We start from the raw sequence: 16,007 nt of genomic DNA, 5'->3' as shown, positions 1-16,007 counted from the left end.
GCGTCAATCGCACCAGAGGCCGCCATTGACATCCAGCACTTCGCCTGTAATGAAGCCGGCTTGTGGCGAAGCCAGAAAGAGTATGGCGGCGGCGATTTCTCCTGCGCTGCCTATGCGGCCGGCAGGAATCAGGTCTTTCAAGACCTGCGGAAAGCGGGTCGTCATGGCCGAGGCGACCGGACCGGGCGCCACGGCATTGACGGTGATGCCCGAGGCGGCGAGCTCCTTGGCCAGATAGGACGTCATCGTGTGCACGCCAGCCTTGGAGACGCCATAAGCCACGTTGCCGGCGCTCGCCTGCTCTTCCGGGTTGATCCACGGCCGCGGATTGCCGCCGTTCTTGCCAAGGACCGATCCCAGGTTGATGATGCGGCCCGCCCCCTGCTGTTTCATGGGGCCGATAGCGGCTTGGCAACACAGAAAGGTGCCTTTGAGATTGATGCCGAGGACGCGGTCCCACTCGGACTCGGCCAAATCCCCAGCGCTGCCCGCGGACACCACGCCCGCCACATTCACCAGTACGTCAAGCCGGCCCAGGCGCGACACCACTTCGCGCACACAACGCAGAACATCGTCGCGGCGGGTCACGTCCAGCCGCAAGTGCTGGATACCGGCTGCTTCGGTGGCATCCAGGTGTTCCGGGCCCTGGATATCGGCGGCAACCACTCGGGCGCCATGGGCGGCAAAGGCCCCGCACACGGCGCTGCCGATGCCCCCTGCGCCACCCGTCACCAAGACCACGCAGCCGGCGAATAAATCTGCTGCATACATCATCGAATCCTCGTTGATAGCGATGCTCATGGTGCAGAGCAAGCCATTTCGAAAGCGGCCCGCACCTGCCCCTGCATCAACCTCTGCCATAACCTGTCCGCTTGCCCCTCGCGGCCGACATAGCGCAAGCAATCGTCGAACTTCAGGCGGGCTCGCTCCTCGGTCACATGGATGTCGCCCGCATCGAACACGGTATGCAGCAAGGTCCTGCCGTCTTCGAGCAAGGTCAACTCGGCCTCGGGGTGAGCGGGACCGTCCGGCAAGCTGTCCTCCAGCTCGATACGATCAGCCAGCGCCAGCACCTTGGCATCGGACAAAACTTGCGCCGATAAGCCCTCCAACGTAGGCTCGCCATGCGCCAACGCATATGCCGTCATGAAGGGGATGCTGTATTTGGCATCCTGCAAGGTCCGCGGCCGGCGACGTTGCGCCAAGGGCCGGCATAGGCGTCCCGCCGACGCGTTGACCGCAACACGCACGCGGGCGCCGGGGTGTGCCAGGCTGGTTTCGCGCGCCGCAAGCGCCACCGATATATAGGGATGCGACAGACGACAGCTTGGCCAGAGCTTGATCTCGACATCGGCGCCATGCCAGGTCGAAAAATCTAATAACACGCGACGCTGGCGCGGCGCCAGGGCGCCCGCCAGATAGATACGAAACATCCCCGCTGCGCCGTCCAGCGATCCGACTGGACCGACTACACCCGCCTGCGCCAGCAAGGCGGCCTGCAGGCCGCCTTGCGCGGCAAAGGCCGGGTAGATGCCACGGGATGTTGCTCCAGTGCCAAAGCCCGATTCTTTGCCGCCCGCAAGCTGCATATACGCCAGGCCCAAGCACGACACCAGCTCCAACACGTCCAGCTCCAGCACCAGGCCCGCCCCCAGCGCCGAACCGAGATAACCGAAAAGCTGCGTCAGGAACCACTCCGAACCTGGCCCCTCGCCTTGCGGCGCGCAAACCACACCCAAACGACACATCAGCTCATTACCCAGGGCCACAGCGTCCACCAGCGCCTCGTCGGATACTTTGCCCAAGTGCGCTGCTCCCATGATCGCCGGCAACACGCACGGCCCCGGGTGTAGACGGCCCACATCGTGGATGTCGTCGTAGTCCAGGATATGAATCAGCGCAGCATTGGTGAAAACCGCTCCCAAAGCGGAAGCCGGACCCGCGCCGATCACGCCATGTGCACCCTCCCCGCCTCCCCGGCGCTGAGCCCGCTCGACCTGGCGGGCCAGGTCTGTATCGCGCGCCGCCAGCCCGACACTCAGAGCATCGGCGATATGCAAGCGCGTCTTGGCCCGGATGGACTCGGGAACTCCGGCACGGAATACGCGTGTCACCGTCTGCGCCAGCTCGTAGGCCAGGGCTCTGGCGTCGACCTCACTGCTCATGACACCCTCTTATAATTTTGACTCTGCGATGTGCTGCGCAGACAAGCGGCCAAATACGAGGCCCTTCAGCACCGACGTGGCACCGGTATAGTTGGTGTAGTACATGCCCACCGTTTCCCCGGCCGCATAGAGGCTTCTAATGGGATTGCCATCGGTGTCCAGCACCTGGCCGGCGGAATTGATCTTCAAGCCGCCAAAGGTGAACACATTGGCCGAAATGATGGGGTAGGCCATGAAGGGGCCCTGATCGACGCGGCGCGACCAATTGGACTTCTTCGGAACCAGCCCCCGCGTGGCCAAGCCGTCGAGTTCCAGCGCCTTGAAACCAGCATCCAAGGGGCAGGCCTCGTTATAGCGCTGAACCGTGGCATCCAGCGCGCCCTCGGGCATGCCAAGCTTGGCGCCCAGCGCTTCCAGCGTGCCGGCCTCTATGGCGGGCTGGTCGGTGCGGATGGCCAGGCGATAGTTGGGCACATCTTTTATGCGTTGGTCGAGAATGACGTAGGCGATGCCCTCCCGCTGCTCGTAAATGCGGCGCGTGACGGACTCGTAGCAGGCGTCCACCGTACCCGGAGCTTCGTCTGTGAAACGTTCGCCCGCTTTGTTGACCAGTATCCCGTACGGGAAAACGAATATGGAAGGCTCGGACACACCTGAACGCGGGTCCACCGGCTCGGCGTGGTAACTGCCAAATTCACCGCAGGGCGCCGCACCGGCCTCCAGCGCCATTTCGATTCCCTCGCCCCGGTTGAAATAGCCCCCCTTGCACACAGGGCGCAGATATACTGAACGGGGGCCGAGGTACTTGGCCATCAAGGCCGGATTACCCTCGAAACCGCCGCATGCCAGCACGACCTTGCCCAGGAAATGCACGCCGCCTTCTTCGGGGCTCTGCGCCAACAAGCCTTGCACTTCGCCACGGTCATCGCGTAGCAACCCGCGCGCCGTGGTCTGGTAGAAAAATGTCACGCCCAGTGCCTCGGCCTTGGCGGCAAGCGCTTCGACCAGCGCCTCGCCACCGCCCACGGGCAACAGGCGCGGCTGGGTCTTGGTCAGAAACTGGGTCGGAAGAAAGTCGAACGTCACACCCAGGCCCTGCAGCCAAGCAATCGTGGCTGGCACGTGATCGGCAAAATTCATGATCAGTTCGGGATCGGCGACCCCCAGGGCGCGTGTCGCATGCGACCATGAATTGCGTTCTCGCCCCAGTTCGGCCACGAAATCCGGGTCCATGTAGACACCCGCGTTTTCAGCCAGGTGCGTTTCAAAGTCATCGGACACCCGATCCAATGTCTTCATGCGCAGATAGGCCTCGGTGTAGCGGCTCTGCCCCCCTCGTTCGGCCCGGCTGGCCCGCTCGAGCACCGCCACCCTCAGGCCACATTCGGCGGCGGACACCGCCGCCGACAAGCCCGCCACACCACAACCAGCAACCACGACATCGAAAGTTTTGCCCATGCTCTCTGCCTTCATAAGAATCCTCACCCGAGCGGTATAATCGTCGTTCACCTGGATAGCTTAGAGGGCTGCGTGATTGTGTGTTAGGTGTCGGAACCTAATGCGGTATTTAAAAAAATCGAAAGGGGACTCATGGACAAGCTCTGGGCGATGAAAGTGTTTGTCCGCGTCATGGAATGCGGCAGCCTATCGCGCGCAGCCGAGTCCCTTGATCTGGCAAACGCCACCGTCACATCCAGCCTGCGCAATCTCGAGAAGCACCTGGGCACGACACTAGTCCAGCGCAATTCCCGCCATTTGCATCTCACCGAAGAAGGTCGGCTATTCCTGCCCCGCTGCCAAGAGATCCTGCGCGACGTTGCGCGCGCCGAGGCCGAGATCACGAGCCACTCAGCCGGTGTGTCGGGCATGCTGCGTGTGGAGGCTCCCTTCGCCATTGGCCAAAACCTGCTGTGCCCCGCCCTCATTGAGTTGACGCGCCGGCACCCTGGCCTGTCGGTATCGGTGACCTTGACCAACTCGCCCAACAACATGATCGAGCGCGCCACGGACATCGCCATCCGCATGGACAGCATAGAGGATGCCGACCTGGTCGCCCGGCCTATCTACGAAGCCAGGTATCTTGTTTGCGGCACCCCACTCATGGCCCAATCCTTGCGCACAGGTTCGCCGCGCGACCTCGACCCCGCTCATTGCCTCGGCCTGTTCTCAGAGGGCAACCACAGCCCCAACCCCTGGGTCTTTACCCAAGGCGACGACGAGGTCGTGATTCGTCCGCGTGGGCCTCTGCTGTTCAATAATACAGAGTCCCTGATCCAGGCGGCCCTGCAGGATGTCGGCCTGATCTATGTGCTCGATCTCTTTGTCGCCGACTACATCAAACAGGGCAAGCTCGTCGAACTATTCCCTGAATGGCGGACCACCAAGCGCACTTTTCACGCCGTCACGGTAAAGTCGCGCTTCGCAGCCCCCAGGGTACGCACGTTCATCGACTTCCTGCTGGAGATCTTCGACGCGCGCCGCCGCCCGAATGTCACAATGATTGTTCCAATCGGTTCAAACCGTAAAAAGAAAAAATCTCATTGATCCGGCCTGGATCAGGCAGCCGATGATAGTAGCCCTTGCTGCAGGCCTTGATACCGCAGATATTTCGCAAGTCCCCCAACGCTTCGGCTTGCTTGACCCAGGCCGCCAGCGAATCCAGCACTGGCACGCCGTCCACTTCCGACACGCCGTTCTGCGCCAGCAGCACATTCAGCGGAGCCTCGCCCGGGATGATGACATCCGCCCCCTGAGCAATGAGCATGCGCGCCGCAATACGGAAGCGCTCGATCAGCTCGGTCGGATCCTCGAAAGCCTTGAGCACATCATTGAAGGCGAAGCCCACAGGCACCGCACCCACGAAACGCTCCGACAAACCGTGGTTGCGCGCATTCTCGGCAACGAGCTCTTTCATGTCGTCGATGAAAAGCAGCACACCAAATTTGCGGCCCAGCATGCAGGCCATCAGCATAGCTGACTCGCCATAACCCACCACGGGGATGTCCACCAGCGCACGGATTTCGCGCAGCGCCGGTTCGGGCAAGGTGCTGATGGCATACACATCGTAGCCCTGCTCTTGTGCTTTCAATGCCGCTGTCATGAACTGCACGCCATGCACATATTGGAAAGCCGCATGGCAGATGTCCGATCCTGGGTAGTTGCTGCGATAGGTGCCGGGCTGCATACCGTGCAAGTCGATCTCGGTGCCCGGTCTCGCCACAAGGGCGAAGTGTCGCTTCAAGGATTCGTGATACGCCTCGAGATCGCCAAGGACGGTAAAGCTCTGATGCCAGATTTTCATGAAACACCCTTGTGTGTGAAAGCTTGATCTTCTCAGGAATTTTGCCCGGGCATGCCTTCCCCAGGAACAGTAAAAAGTCGAAGAGGTGATTCACTAATGTTGAATGATCGCCGCGGCGTGGGGCCGCTGCCGCCGCACCCGCACGGCCCGATTCAAGGCCGCGCGGGCGGGTCAATCCTGGGCGCCGTGCACACGCGCCAGTTGGCCGCCGGTCTCATATGCACTGGGAGGCACGCAACGGGAAGGTCAGCCGCCGACACTGGCCGCCTCATGGAACCCCTCCTCGCCCTGCTTCCAGTACGAGGCGATCCGCATGCGCTGCGGGTCGACGCCGGGCACAGCCAGCACATGCTGGCGCAACCGCGCCATGGCGCGGTGCTCGCTGGCAGCCCAGATGAAACCCCCGCCCGGCGGCACTTCCAGCGACTGAACCGCGTCATCCAGGGCATCAACCCATTGCAGATCCAATGCCCTTAGTGGCCCGCGGGTGGACCTGCGCCCTTGGTCCCACTGGCCACGGCCGCCTCCTCGCTCTTGATTTCCGTGACGACCGGATCGTCCCAGGTGCCGGTGACCCGATAGCGCACCGTCATGGCGCGAGCCAGCGGGTTCTTGAACAGCCACTGGCTGAGGAACGCGCCCACGCCGATGACCGGATTGATCGCAATTCCTGCGGCGATGGTCGCGCCGCTGACATCCAGATTGGGAACGATGACGGCCTGCATGTCCAGGCTTTCGTCGATGATGTTGGAATTGCCCTCGAGCAGGATGGTCCCCACCGGCCTGATCACCTTGTAGTCGCGCGCATGGGCCACGCCCTTCGAGAGCTCCACGCTACCGCGCAACTGATCGAAAGGGAATCCTTCCTGGGTCAGGCCCGTCAAGCCCTTGTCCAGGCTGGACAGGCGGGCGACCGATTGCAGCGACAGCAGCTCGAGCAGTTTGGCCGAACGGGATCCCAGCTTGCTGAACCGTCCCTTGTCGAGTTGCACGTCCAGCGAACCGCCGAGCCTGTCCTTGCGATGCGTCCAGGGAAAATCGCGCCATTCGAAGCCGCCCTTCAGCACGCTCTGGCCACCCTCCATCACATCCGCGAAACCGGCGCCGTCCAGCCATGCGCCCAGGTCCGCGACCTCGGCATTCGCCTTGAGGCTCAGGCCGCGCTGCCGCCCCCGCAGGCGCCGGGAGCCGGTGCCCCGGACCTTGGCATGCCCATTGCCCAGGAATAGGGATTCGAGCCGCCAGTTTCCGGCGGCCACGTCCTTGACGCCCTCGAGCGACAGGGCGCCCGCCGAGTGGCCGTAGATCCGCAATTCGTCGGCCTCCAGAGTGATCGCCGGCATGTCCAGCTCGTCATCGAAGGAGATCTCTCCCGTGCCGTTCTCGGGCAGCAGGGACGGCCCATCCGCTGGGTCGTCACCCAGGCCCAGGCGGGCGAAGCGGCCCGACACCCGGCCAACCACCTTGCCCTCCGTCTGGCGCCACTTGAGCGTCCCGGTAGTCTGGTCGGAACGGACATTCATGGACCACTGGCCAGCCTCGGGGTCGCGCAGCAGCCGCAGGACGGCATGGTCCATTCGCATGCCGAGCACGCGGGCCTCGTCGGCCTGCAGATTCAGCATCGTCAGCTCGGGGAACACCGTGCCCGCAGAGCCGGCGCCTTTGCGGACATCCCCATCGACCGAAAACTCGGCCACGATATCGTTCCAGGCGTCCATGTCCATCAAGGGATAGGCGATGTCGATCGCCAGGCCGTCCGGCGGCGGCGCGGCGCGGCTCAGGCCGATCAAGGCGGCGCTGAACCTCGCAATCCTGGCGGGCAATCCGCCCGAGCGGCGCATCGAGCGGCTGCGGGAATTCTGGGGCACGATCTGCCAGCCCTATGGTGGCCTGCCCACCAATCCCCTGCTCGAAGCCAGCCTGTTCCAGATCAATGACATGGCGCGCCAGGTCATGGGCAATCTGCACGCCGGCAGCGCACTGCTGGTCGGGCAGAAAGGATTTTTCCGGCCCCGTTTTCCGCCCGCCGTGTTGACGCCGCTGACAGACCCCGGCAACGTGGGCTATTACGACACCCGCCCCCTGAGGGACACGCTCGAGCGCCTGTGCGACTTCGACCGCATCAACGACGGCGGAATCCACGTCTCGGTGGGCGCGGTGAACGTGCGCACAGGCAACTTCGCGTATTTCGACAACCAGCGCACGCGCCTGCGGCCCGAACACTTCATGGCCTCGGGGGCGCTGCCACCGGCCTTCCCGGCCATCGAGATCGATGGGGAATACTATTGGGACGGCGGACTGGTTTCGAATACGCCTCTGACCGAGGTGCTGACCGAAAGGCCCGAGCGCGACACCCTCGTGTTCCAGGTTGATCTATGGAGCGCGCGGCGCGGCGCCGCACAACATCGGAGACGTCGGCGACCGCATCCAGGACATCCGCTATTCCAGCCGCACGCGCGCGGTCACCGAACAAATGCGCGCATACCGCAAGATGCAGCGGGCGCTGGAGGAGATCGGTCTGTCGGACGTGGCCCCCGGCCAGTTGTCGGCCATCACCAAGGGAAAGCAACGGCTCATCCAATTCAAGACGATCCTGGCGGCTGCTCGCCGCGTGGAAAGTTGGGTGGGTGAGGTTGACGGCGGGGACACCGGGCCGTTTCGCCGGTTCATGTGGAACCGGGTAAAGGACGCCGCGACCGCGTACCGCACGGACAAGGCTAAACACCTCACGAAGCTGCGCGACCTGCTCAACGATATTGCGCCCACGCTCAAGCCCCTACGCATCGAAGCCCCCGAGTTGGGGTACACCTTCGGCAATGACGCAGGCAATAGCGCCACAGCGGAAATTCTGCACGCGCTGCTGCACACGGGCAACGAGAACAACAAGCGCAAGCTGCTGCTCGGACGCAATTGGGCGACCGAGCGCGAGGATGGTTCGCTCGATACCGCGCGATGGGATGCCTTCGTCAAGCGCATGATCGACGAGGGCCGGATCACCAAGGCCCACTACGATTTCGGGCAGGGTGTGTGGGACTTGCTCGAAAGCCTCAAGCCGCTGGCGCAGAAAACGCACCGGGACGTGTTCGGCAAATACTTCGACGAGATCACAGCCACGGCGTTCGCCACGCCCTTCGGCAGCTATCGAGGCGGCTACGTCCCGGCCAAGGCCGACACGCGCGTCGTGGGCGACGCCGCCATGCGCGATCTCGTCGAACGCGAAAACGCCAGCATGGCCTATGCCTTCCCTGCCACGGCTAAGGGGTTCACCAACGGCCGCATCGAATACAACCGCCCCCTCATGCTCAACCTGCGTACACTCGTGCAGCACGTCGATCAAGTGCTGCTGTTCTCGCACATGGAAATGCCGGTGCGCGACGTGACGCGCGTGCTCAAAAGCGTGCAAGGCACGCTGCACCGGCTCGACCCCACGGCCCTGTCCGGGATGCTCACGCCGTGGCTTAACCGGGCGGCTCGCCAGCAGGTCGTCACCCCCATCATTGGCGACGCCGGGATGTCCCGATTCTGGTCTACGTTGCGCACGCGGGCGGACGCGGCGGCCATGCTCGCCAACATCACCAACGCCGCGCAGCAGATCACGGGCTTCTCCCTGGCGGCGGTGAAAGTCAAGCCGAGTATGCGTCGGAACTGTACCAGCCCTGGGCGTCGTCCATCGACGGAAATTCAATCACCACCAGATCGCCCGACCACGATCCTTCCAGCGGTTTGTACGGATCGCCGTGGACTATGTACTTGCCGGAAAACGGGGTCAGCGTCTCATCAATACTGCGCAGATATTTGGCAATCTCATCGTTCAACCTGGTTTCACGGATTACCGCCACGGCGTATGCAGTCATCAATATCCCCCGGGCTCAGCCACCAAAACGGCAGCCTACTTGCCATCATAAACGAGGAGCGGGATCATGCCTATCAACTCACAGAAGCCGCATGACCGCCGGGAGCTTTGCGACAAACCCCAAGCCAACGTCGGCACGGCCACGTCTTGCGGCCCCCTGACTATTTGACGGGCTTGAACGCCGCGACAGTGAGCTGGGCGGCAACCTCATCGAGATCATCGATCTCGTGGCCGTCCGCCTCTGCTTGTTTCAGGCAGTCCCTGATTGCAAGAAACTGGCCGACAACCCGCGCCGCCCGCGCCTGATGCTTTCTGCTGATCCTGTTTTCCTTGATCTTGTCCTGTGGTCCTGACATAAGGGCCTCCATTTCAGTAGCGGTTCAAGTATGCCATAACGCACGCGCGCCAGCCGTCGGCGCCGCTTAGCCGCTGACCAACATGCGCGGCTGCCGGGCATCGTCGGGCAACAGGCTCGCGGCGGCTTCATCGAGAATGACCATGGCGCGCGGATGTCGCTTCAGCACCGTGAACGGAATCGCCTCGGTCACCCCCTGCTGATACCACCGCGCCACGATCTTGGCCTTGGACTCACCGGTAGCGACCAGCAGAATCTCGCGCGCCTCCATGATCTCGGCCATTCCCATCGTGATTGCCGACGCCGGCACGATCGAACCTTCCGCAAAGAAGCGGCTATTGTCGATGCGGGTCTGCTCAGCCAATTCGACCACGTGGCACGGGCAATCAAAGGCCGTCCCGGGCTCGTTGAAACCGATATGCCCGTTGCCACCCACGCCCAGCAACTGTAGGTCAACCCCCCCGCTCGCGCGCAGCCTGGTCGCGTATGCCTTGCAGTGGGCCGGCAGATCCGGCGCCAAGCCATCGGGCAGGTGCAGACGCGCCGCGTCGAATGCCAGATGCTGGAACAGGTGTTCCCGCATATAGGCCGCGTAGCTCTTGGGGTGATCCGGGCTCAATCCGATGTACTCGTCCAGATTGAAGGACGTCAAACGGGACACATCCAGCTTCGATTGGCGCGCCTGAGCGACAAACCGTGCATAAATCGGCTCCATCGTTCCGCCGGTGGCCAAGCCGAGCACGGTATCGGGCTTGGATTGGATTTTGGCGATGAGAATGGCGCTGACGTACTCCGCAATGGATGACGGATCGGGAAAAACTCGGAACATGGGCGGGTGCTTTTGCTTGGCGACCGGGCGCCGATCGGATGGCGCGCCGGACAAAATGCGACGATCGTAGCATGGGATCGCCGCAAGGCCAGCCCTCTCAGTCCGCTCCTTTCAAGCCCCGACCGCTCTTTCCCCGGCTCCGCCCATGCACGGCCCACGGATGCTCAAGACGAGGCGGATGCTCGGCGGCCCACCGGGTATTACTGCGAAAACGGGGCCAGACGTCCCTTTAAAAGGTCGAAGAATTGCTGCGCCAGCAGCGAGGGCTGCCGATTCTTCGGCAAGAGAATGCCGATGCCATAGCGGATTGCCGGCAGGAAGGGCCGGATCACGATATCCGCGCCCGCATGCATCCGGGCGGTCACCGGGTCCAGCACGGCCACACCAACCCCTCTCATCGCGGCTGAGCAAGCCGCCTCGAAATACTCTGTTTCGAGGATCACGCGCCATTCCTTGCCCGCGCCGGCAAAGGCCTCGGCCAGTTGCCGATAGGTGGAATGCTCGTGGAACACCGAGACAAAGGCCTGGCCATCGAGCAAGGCGGGCGTCAACACCGCCTCGCTCGCCAGGGGATGATCCGGATGCAGCGCCATCACGCACTCGAACGACAAGGGCGTCACGTCAACGACAGTGTCGTCGACCGGCAGCTCGGAGATGCCAATGTCGAACCAATTGACGGGAAACAGCTCGCGAATCTCGCGCGAGCTGCGCGACTGCAACTTGACGCGCACGGCCGGGCGGTTCTCCAGGAACTCACCCAGGACCTGCGGCAGAAACTGCATGGCGACGCCGGGGTATGACACGATCGTCAAATAGCCGAGGCGGCCATTGCGGATTTCCTGCGCCACATCCGCGGCCCTGTCCAGGGAATCCAGCGTCTGCAGCGCCACCGTATGGAAGTGATGCGCCTCCGCGGTCGGTATCAGGCGCCCTTTCTCGCGCACGAACAGATCGAAACCAAGCTGATGCTCCAGATTCGACAGCCTCGAACTGATCGAAGGTTGCGACAGATTGAGCATTTCAGCCGCAGCCGTCGTCGTGCCGCAGGCCATGATCGCCCGAAAGCATGCGAGTTGTTGCCAATTCAACCTCATACCCTGCCCCCTCGTCGCCGACGCCACGCATCGGAAACCGCTGATCATGGTCAGTTTCCCAGAGCACCCGCCGCGACGGCAACAGCCATCGCATCCCGCTGCCAGGCCCTCCGAACCTATCAAGATTCTTAATAGCCTACCCAAGATAATTCATTAGCTATGAATATGTCCACAACCCATAATGGGATCAGATCAATGTCTGGAGCACACATGAGCAGCCACAAGCGCACGAGCCCTCCCGGCCAGCAAACCCCGCAAGCGGCACCGGCGCAGAACACGGACGGCGCGCGCGAGAGGCTGCGGGCAACCACGCAACAAACCGCCGAAGAGGTCGTGTCAATCACCTCGCAGCTCGTGGCCATCCCATCGGAAAGCCCACCGGGCGACACCCGGGCAATTGCCGAGGTCATCGCCGGCATCATACGTGGCATCGATGGCGCGCAGGTCGAGCTGATCACCTCGGAACCGCACATCGTCAACGTGGTCGCCCGACTGCAAGGCCACCGCCCCGGCCGCCGGTTGATCTTCAACGGCCACCTCGACACATTCCCGGCCGGCAAGGCCGCGCAGTGGCAATCGGATCCTTTCACCGCCACGCAGCGCGAGGGATTCCTATACGGGCGCGGGGTCTCGGACATGAAAGGCGGCGTCGCCACCTCGATCTACGCCATGAAGACGCTCAGTGCATGGCGCAGCCACTGGCGCGGGGAATTGGTGCTCACACTCGCCGGAGACGAGGAGACGATGGGCAGGCTCGGAACGGACTATCTCCTGGACCATGTGGCCCACGCGACGGGCGACGCCATGATTTCCGGCGATGCCGGCTCGCCACGCGTACTGCGCTTCGGCGAGAAAGGCATGTTGTGGATGGAAGTGCACGCGCACGGCCAGGCAAGCCACGGCGCCCATGTGCACCTGGGCTGCAACGCCATCGATCGGCTCATGGCCGCCCTGCAGCGTCTGAGCAGCCTACGAGATTATCCCGTGGCCCTGCCCAAAGCGGTCGACGCCGCGATCGAGGACGCCCGCGCGGTCTCCGAGTCGATTTCCGGGCAGGGCGAGGCCGAGGTTCTGCGCAAGATCACCGTCAACATCGGCACCATCGATGGCGGCACCTCCAAGAACCTGGTGGCGGACCACGCTCACGCGGGGCTGGACATCCGCATCCCTCCAGGGGTGGACCTGGCGAAACTCGAAGCGCATATCGCGAGCTTGCTGGATCCGCTGGAAGGCATCGAATACCAATACACCAACCGCTATGAACCCAGCTATACCGATCCGGAACATGAGATCGTGGCCCTGACCGCCGCGGCCTGCGCGGAAGTCCTGGGTCAGGCCTCCGTACTGAACATGCGCGTGGGCGCGTCGGATTCACGGCTGTACCGCTACCGTGGCATCCCTTCGGTGGTGTGTGGACCGACACCCTATCGCCTGGGTGCCGCGGACGAACATGTCGAGGTCGAGGAACTCAAAGCCCTTGGGCGGATTTTCGTCCTGGCGGCCTTTGATTATCTGCAACAGGGGGCCGAGTCAGAAGCGGCGTTCCGGACTCAGTCGATAGCGGCGAGCACGCCGCGCACACAAGGTAAAGAGCAATGACCACATCATCTCAACCCGGCCTCACGCCGGCGGCACGCGCCACAGGCCTGACGTCATTCGCACAGCCCACGAGCGCGGCCAGCTTCATGGGGGTGCCGCTGGCCACCGACCCGCGCGGCGCCCGCGCTGCCATATTGGGCGTCCCTTTTGACTGTGGCTCGCACCCTACACGCATCGGCGCCCGACTGGGCCCGTCCGCGATCCGCCAGCAGTCCACGCTGGTGCGGCGCTTTTCCGTGACCGGCCCCGACACCGATCCGATCCAAGCTCTGGGCCTCGTCGACTGTGGCGACGTGATCTTGACCCCCGGCTCGGTCGAGTCCTCGTACCCGAACATCCAGAGGGCCGTGGCCTCGATCGCCGCGGCCGGGGCCATCCCGATCACATTCGGCGGCGACGGCGCGGTCACCCTGCCGCAACTGCGCGCCCTGGCCGGCGAACACGCCGACCTGGCAGTGCTGCATTTCGATGCGCACACCGATGCCTACGACATGACGGGCCATAACACGGCGACGACCTTCACTCGCGCGGCCGAGGAAGGCCTGATCGATGCCGGCGCCTCGATCCACATCGGCGCGCGCGGTCCAACGTTCATGCCCGGCGTGCTCGCCCACACCCGGTCTCTTGGCTACGAGGTGATCGAATTCAACGACTGGCGCGCACGCGGAACCGATCATCTGCTGGGCCATCTGCACCAACGCCTGAAGGGTCGGCCGGTGTACCTGTGTTTTGACATGGATTTTTTTGATCCCTCATGCGCCCCCGGAGTGTGCGCCCCTGTGTGGGGCGGAGCCTTGGCGGGCGAAGGCCTGGCCTTGCTCGAAGGCCTGCAGGGCTTGAATTTCGTCGCCTTTGACATCAACACCGTCAGTCCCCCGCACGATCCGCATGGCCAGACCGCGTACTTGGCGGCAACGGTGGCCTGGCAATGTCTATGGCTGGCTCTGGCCGCTGGCACCTCGAACGGAGATCGCAATTGAAAGATTTCATCTTCCCCACCGCAACCGCGATACTCGTGCTCGCGCTCTGGTACGCGGCCGTACTGGTCTTTGGCGTACCATCCTATCTGCTGCCCTTGCCGGGCGACGTATTCGGGAAAATCGTCAATGAGTTTCCCTTCCTGCTGTGGCACACCTGGGTGACCACCTACGAAACCGTCGGCGGGTTCCTGCTCAGCATTGTCCTCGGCATCGGCCTGGCAATCGCAATCGTGAGCTCGCGCACCGTGGACAAGGCCTTGATGCCTTGGCTGATCCTGTCGCAGACCTTTCCCAAGGTCGCCCTGGCCCCCCTGATCATCGTCTGGTTCGGCTTGGGCCTGGCGCCAAAATTGATCGTCACCTTTTTGGTCGCCTTTTTCCCGGTGGTGATCTCGACCGTGGTCGGCCTTCGCTCCATCGAGGGCGAGATGCTGGAATTGGCCTACTCCATGCGTGCCAGCCGCATGCAGCTCTTCTGGCAGTTCCGCCTGCCCATCGCATTGCCGAATATTTTCGCGGGGCTGAAGGTCTCGGTCGCCTTCGCCGTCGTAGGCGCCGTGATTGCGGAATGGGTCAGCTCGAACGAAGGGCTGGGCTACCTGCTGATCCGCGCCAACGCGGATTTGAACACCACCCTGCTTTTCGCCGTACTGATCATGCTGATGATCATCGGCGTCGTCCTGTATTACGCCGTAGCCCTGGTGGAGCGCGTGATGATCCCCTGGCACCAATCAATCCGCTTGAAGGACGTACAACCCACGATGTAACCCACCACAGATGGAGGAGATCATGCAACAACTATTCAAACCCGCCAAACGCAAGACTCTGAAATACCTGCTGTCGACAGCAAGCCTGGCTGCCGGATCGCCAGTCCTGTACAGCGCGCCCGCGTTCTCGGCCGGCAAGGCATTGATGCCCGTGAATTTCGGGCTGGACTGGTCGCTGTATGGCACGCACGCGGCGTTTTTCCTGGGCCTGAAGAACGGCCTGTACGCAAAAGAAGGCCTGGACGTCAAAATCACCGAGGGCTCGGGTTCCGCCACTCTGGCCCAGCAGATCGCCCGCGGCAACCAGGATCTGGGTTTTCAAGATTTCGCGACCATGATCCGTGGCGTCGAGCAAAAGCTGCCCATCATCGCCGTGATGCGCGTGCTCAGCGGCGCCCTGTGCGTCATTTCGCGGGCGGACAAGCCGATCAAGACTCCAAAAGAGCTCGAGGGGCACACGATGGCCTATTCCCCGGCCGAGTCGTCAGCCCAGATCCTGCCCGCATTGTTGGCCAAAAACGGGGTCGACGCCTCAAAGATCGAGGTCATCCAGCCTGCCGCAACCGCCAAGCTGGCTTTATTCCTGCAAGGACGGGTGGATGCCATCCCAGGCAACGTAAACCAGCAGGTCGCCCAAGCCGAGGAAAAAGGCATCAAGGTGCACTACTTCCGCTTCTCTGACTTTGGCGTAAACATGCTGGCCAACGGCATCGTGTCGAACACCGAGTTTGCGAAAAAAAACCCGGAAGCCGTCCGCGGCTTTGTGCGCGCCACGCGCGCGGCATTCGAGCAGGCCGCGAAAAACCCGGAAGCGGCCGTCGATGCCCTCCTGTCCTACTACCCGCAGCAGGCCGACACGCGCAGCACCCTGTTGAGGCAGTGGGAACTTTCGCTCCCCGCGTTCGAGACGCCCTACACCGCGGGCAAACCCTTGGGCTGGATGGACGAGCGTGACTGGCAGGAAACCCAGGACATTCTGCTGAAATACGGCGGATTGCCCAAGGCCACGGCGATGAACCTGTTGTATACCAACCAATACCTGCCTGAAAATGGGAATTGAATCT

General features: G+C 62.9%; 15 protein-coding genes and 1 pseudogene. 7 read left to right on the top strand and 9 right to left on the bottom strand.

The features are described 5' to 3' along the window. Nucleotides 1-3: 3 nt before the first annotated feature. From ABS761_RS02710 to ABS761_RS02700, 3 genes are read right to left on the bottom strand one after another with little or no spacing between them, the layout of a single operon-like run. Entirely contained in the window at nt 4-801 is a 798-nt protein-coding gene (locus tag ABS761_RS02710) for an SDR family NAD(P)-dependent oxidoreductase (RefSeq protein WP_350406489.1), read from the bottom strand. Then, nucleotides 798-2,165, bottom strand: coding sequence for an MmgE/PrpD family protein (locus ABS761_RS02705; protein ID WP_350406487.1), 1,368 nt, complete (start codon nt 2,163-2,165; stop codon nt 798-800). The genes ABS761_RS02710 and ABS761_RS02705 overlap by 4 nt, the downstream gene beginning before the upstream one ends. A gap of 9 nt (nt 2,166-2,174) precedes the next feature. Next, entirely contained in the window at nt 2,175-3,623 is a 1,449-nt protein-coding gene (locus ABS761_RS02700; RefSeq protein ID WP_350406485.1) for an FAD-dependent oxidoreductase, read from the bottom strand. 132 nt (nt 3,624-3,755) lie between these two features. Here ABS761_RS02700 and ABS761_RS02695 point away from each other — a divergent pair, with 132 nt between their 5' ends. Next, on the top strand, nt 3,756-4,709 hold the full coding sequence (locus ABS761_RS02695) for a LysR family transcriptional regulator (protein ID WP_350406484.1): 954 nt from the start codon (nt 3,756-3,758) through the stop codon (nt 4,707-4,709). Here the strand turns inward: ABS761_RS02695 and ABS761_RS02690 are convergent. The 3 genes from ABS761_RS02690 to ABS761_RS02680 form a co-directional block, all read right to left on the bottom strand. Further along, a complete protein-coding gene (locus ABS761_RS02690) occupies nt 4,657-5,466 on the bottom strand; it encodes an aspartate/glutamate racemase family protein (protein WP_350406482.1) in 810 nt (269 codons plus the stop codon). The two genes, ABS761_RS02695 and ABS761_RS02690, sit on opposite strands and share 53 nt — an antisense overlap. Nucleotides 5,467-5,712: 246 nt before the next feature. Continuing rightward, complete coding sequence (locus tag ABS761_RS02685) at nt 5,713-5,934, bottom strand: SIP domain-containing protein (protein WP_502881362.1); 222 nt, start codon at nt 5,932-5,934, stop codon at nt 5,713-5,715. Nucleotides 5,935-5,939: 5 nt separating this feature from the next. After that, a complete protein-coding gene (locus ABS761_RS02680; RefSeq protein WP_350406480.1) occupies nt 5,940-7,256 on the bottom strand; it encodes a YhdP family protein in 1,317 nt (438 codons plus the stop codon). A gap of 4 nt (nt 7,257-7,260) precedes the next feature. Between ABS761_RS02680 and ABS761_RS02675 the strand changes: the two are divergent. Both ABS761_RS02675 and ABS761_RS16935 read left to right on the top strand, forming a co-directional pair. Then, nucleotides 7,261-7,981, top strand: a pseudogene (locus tag ABS761_RS02675) (patatin-like phospholipase family protein); the annotation flags it as partial. Then, entirely contained in the window at nt 7,958-9,415 is a 1,458-nt protein-coding gene (locus ABS761_RS16935) for a hypothetical protein (RefSeq protein WP_502881374.1), read from the top strand. The pseudogene ABS761_RS02675 and the gene ABS761_RS16935, both read left to right, overlap by 24 nt. A gap of 65 nt (nt 9,416-9,480) precedes the next feature. On the opposite strand, the gene ABS761_RS02665 is transcribed toward ABS761_RS16935, so the two are convergent. The 3 genes from ABS761_RS02665 to ABS761_RS02655 form a co-directional block, all read right to left on the bottom strand. Further along, nucleotides 9,481-9,675 (bottom strand): hypothetical protein, encoded by a 195-nt coding sequence (locus tag ABS761_RS02665; protein ID WP_350406479.1) that lies wholly within the window; start codon nt 9,673-9,675, stop codon nt 9,481-9,483. Nucleotides 9,676-9,741: 66 nt separating this feature from the next. Next, nucleotides 9,742-10,503 (bottom strand): glucosamine-6-phosphate deaminase, encoded by a 762-nt coding sequence (locus tag ABS761_RS02660; protein ID WP_350406477.1) that lies wholly within the window; start codon nt 10,501-10,503, stop codon nt 9,742-9,744. A 200-nt stretch (nt 10,504-10,703) separates the two neighbouring features. Beyond that, nucleotides 10,704-11,597 (bottom strand): LysR substrate-binding domain-containing protein, encoded by an 894-nt coding sequence (locus tag ABS761_RS02655; RefSeq protein ID WP_350406476.1) that lies wholly within the window; start codon nt 11,595-11,597, stop codon nt 10,704-10,706. Nucleotides 11,598-11,807: 210 nt separating this feature from the next. Between ABS761_RS02655 and ABS761_RS02650 the strand changes: the two genes are divergently transcribed. The 4 genes from ABS761_RS02650 (at nt 11,808) to ABS761_RS02635 (ending at nt 16,003) form a co-directional block, all read left to right on the top strand. Continuing rightward, entirely contained in the window at nt 11,808-13,196 is a 1,389-nt protein-coding gene (locus ABS761_RS02650; RefSeq protein WP_350406474.1) for an ArgE/DapE family deacylase, read from the top strand. 86 nt (nt 13,197-13,282) lie between these two features. After that, complete coding sequence (locus tag ABS761_RS02645) at nt 13,283-14,176, top strand: arginase family protein (protein WP_502881372.1); 894 nt, start codon at nt 13,283-13,285, stop codon at nt 14,174-14,176. Continuing rightward, on the top strand, nt 14,173-14,943 hold the full coding sequence (locus tag ABS761_RS02640) for an ABC transporter permease (protein ID WP_350406471.1): 771 nt from the start codon (nt 14,173-14,175) through the stop codon (nt 14,941-14,943). Before ABS761_RS02645 ends, ABS761_RS02640 begins: the two co-directional genes overlap by 4 nt. A 22-nt stretch (nt 14,944-14,965) precedes the next feature. Beyond that, a complete protein-coding gene (locus ABS761_RS02635; RefSeq protein WP_350406469.1) occupies nt 14,966-16,003 on the top strand; it encodes an ABC transporter substrate-binding protein in 1,038 nt (345 codons plus the stop codon). Nucleotides 16,004-16,007 lie beyond the last annotated feature (4 nt).

This window comes from Castellaniella sp. GW247-6E4 (genome assembly GCF_040276065.1).
In the GTDB taxonomy this organism is placed as follows: Bacteria; Pseudomonadota; Gammaproteobacteria; order Burkholderiales; family Burkholderiaceae_B; genus Castellaniella.
Note: the sequence above shows the minus strand (reverse complement) of the source record. Positions and strands in the feature narration are given on the sequence as shown.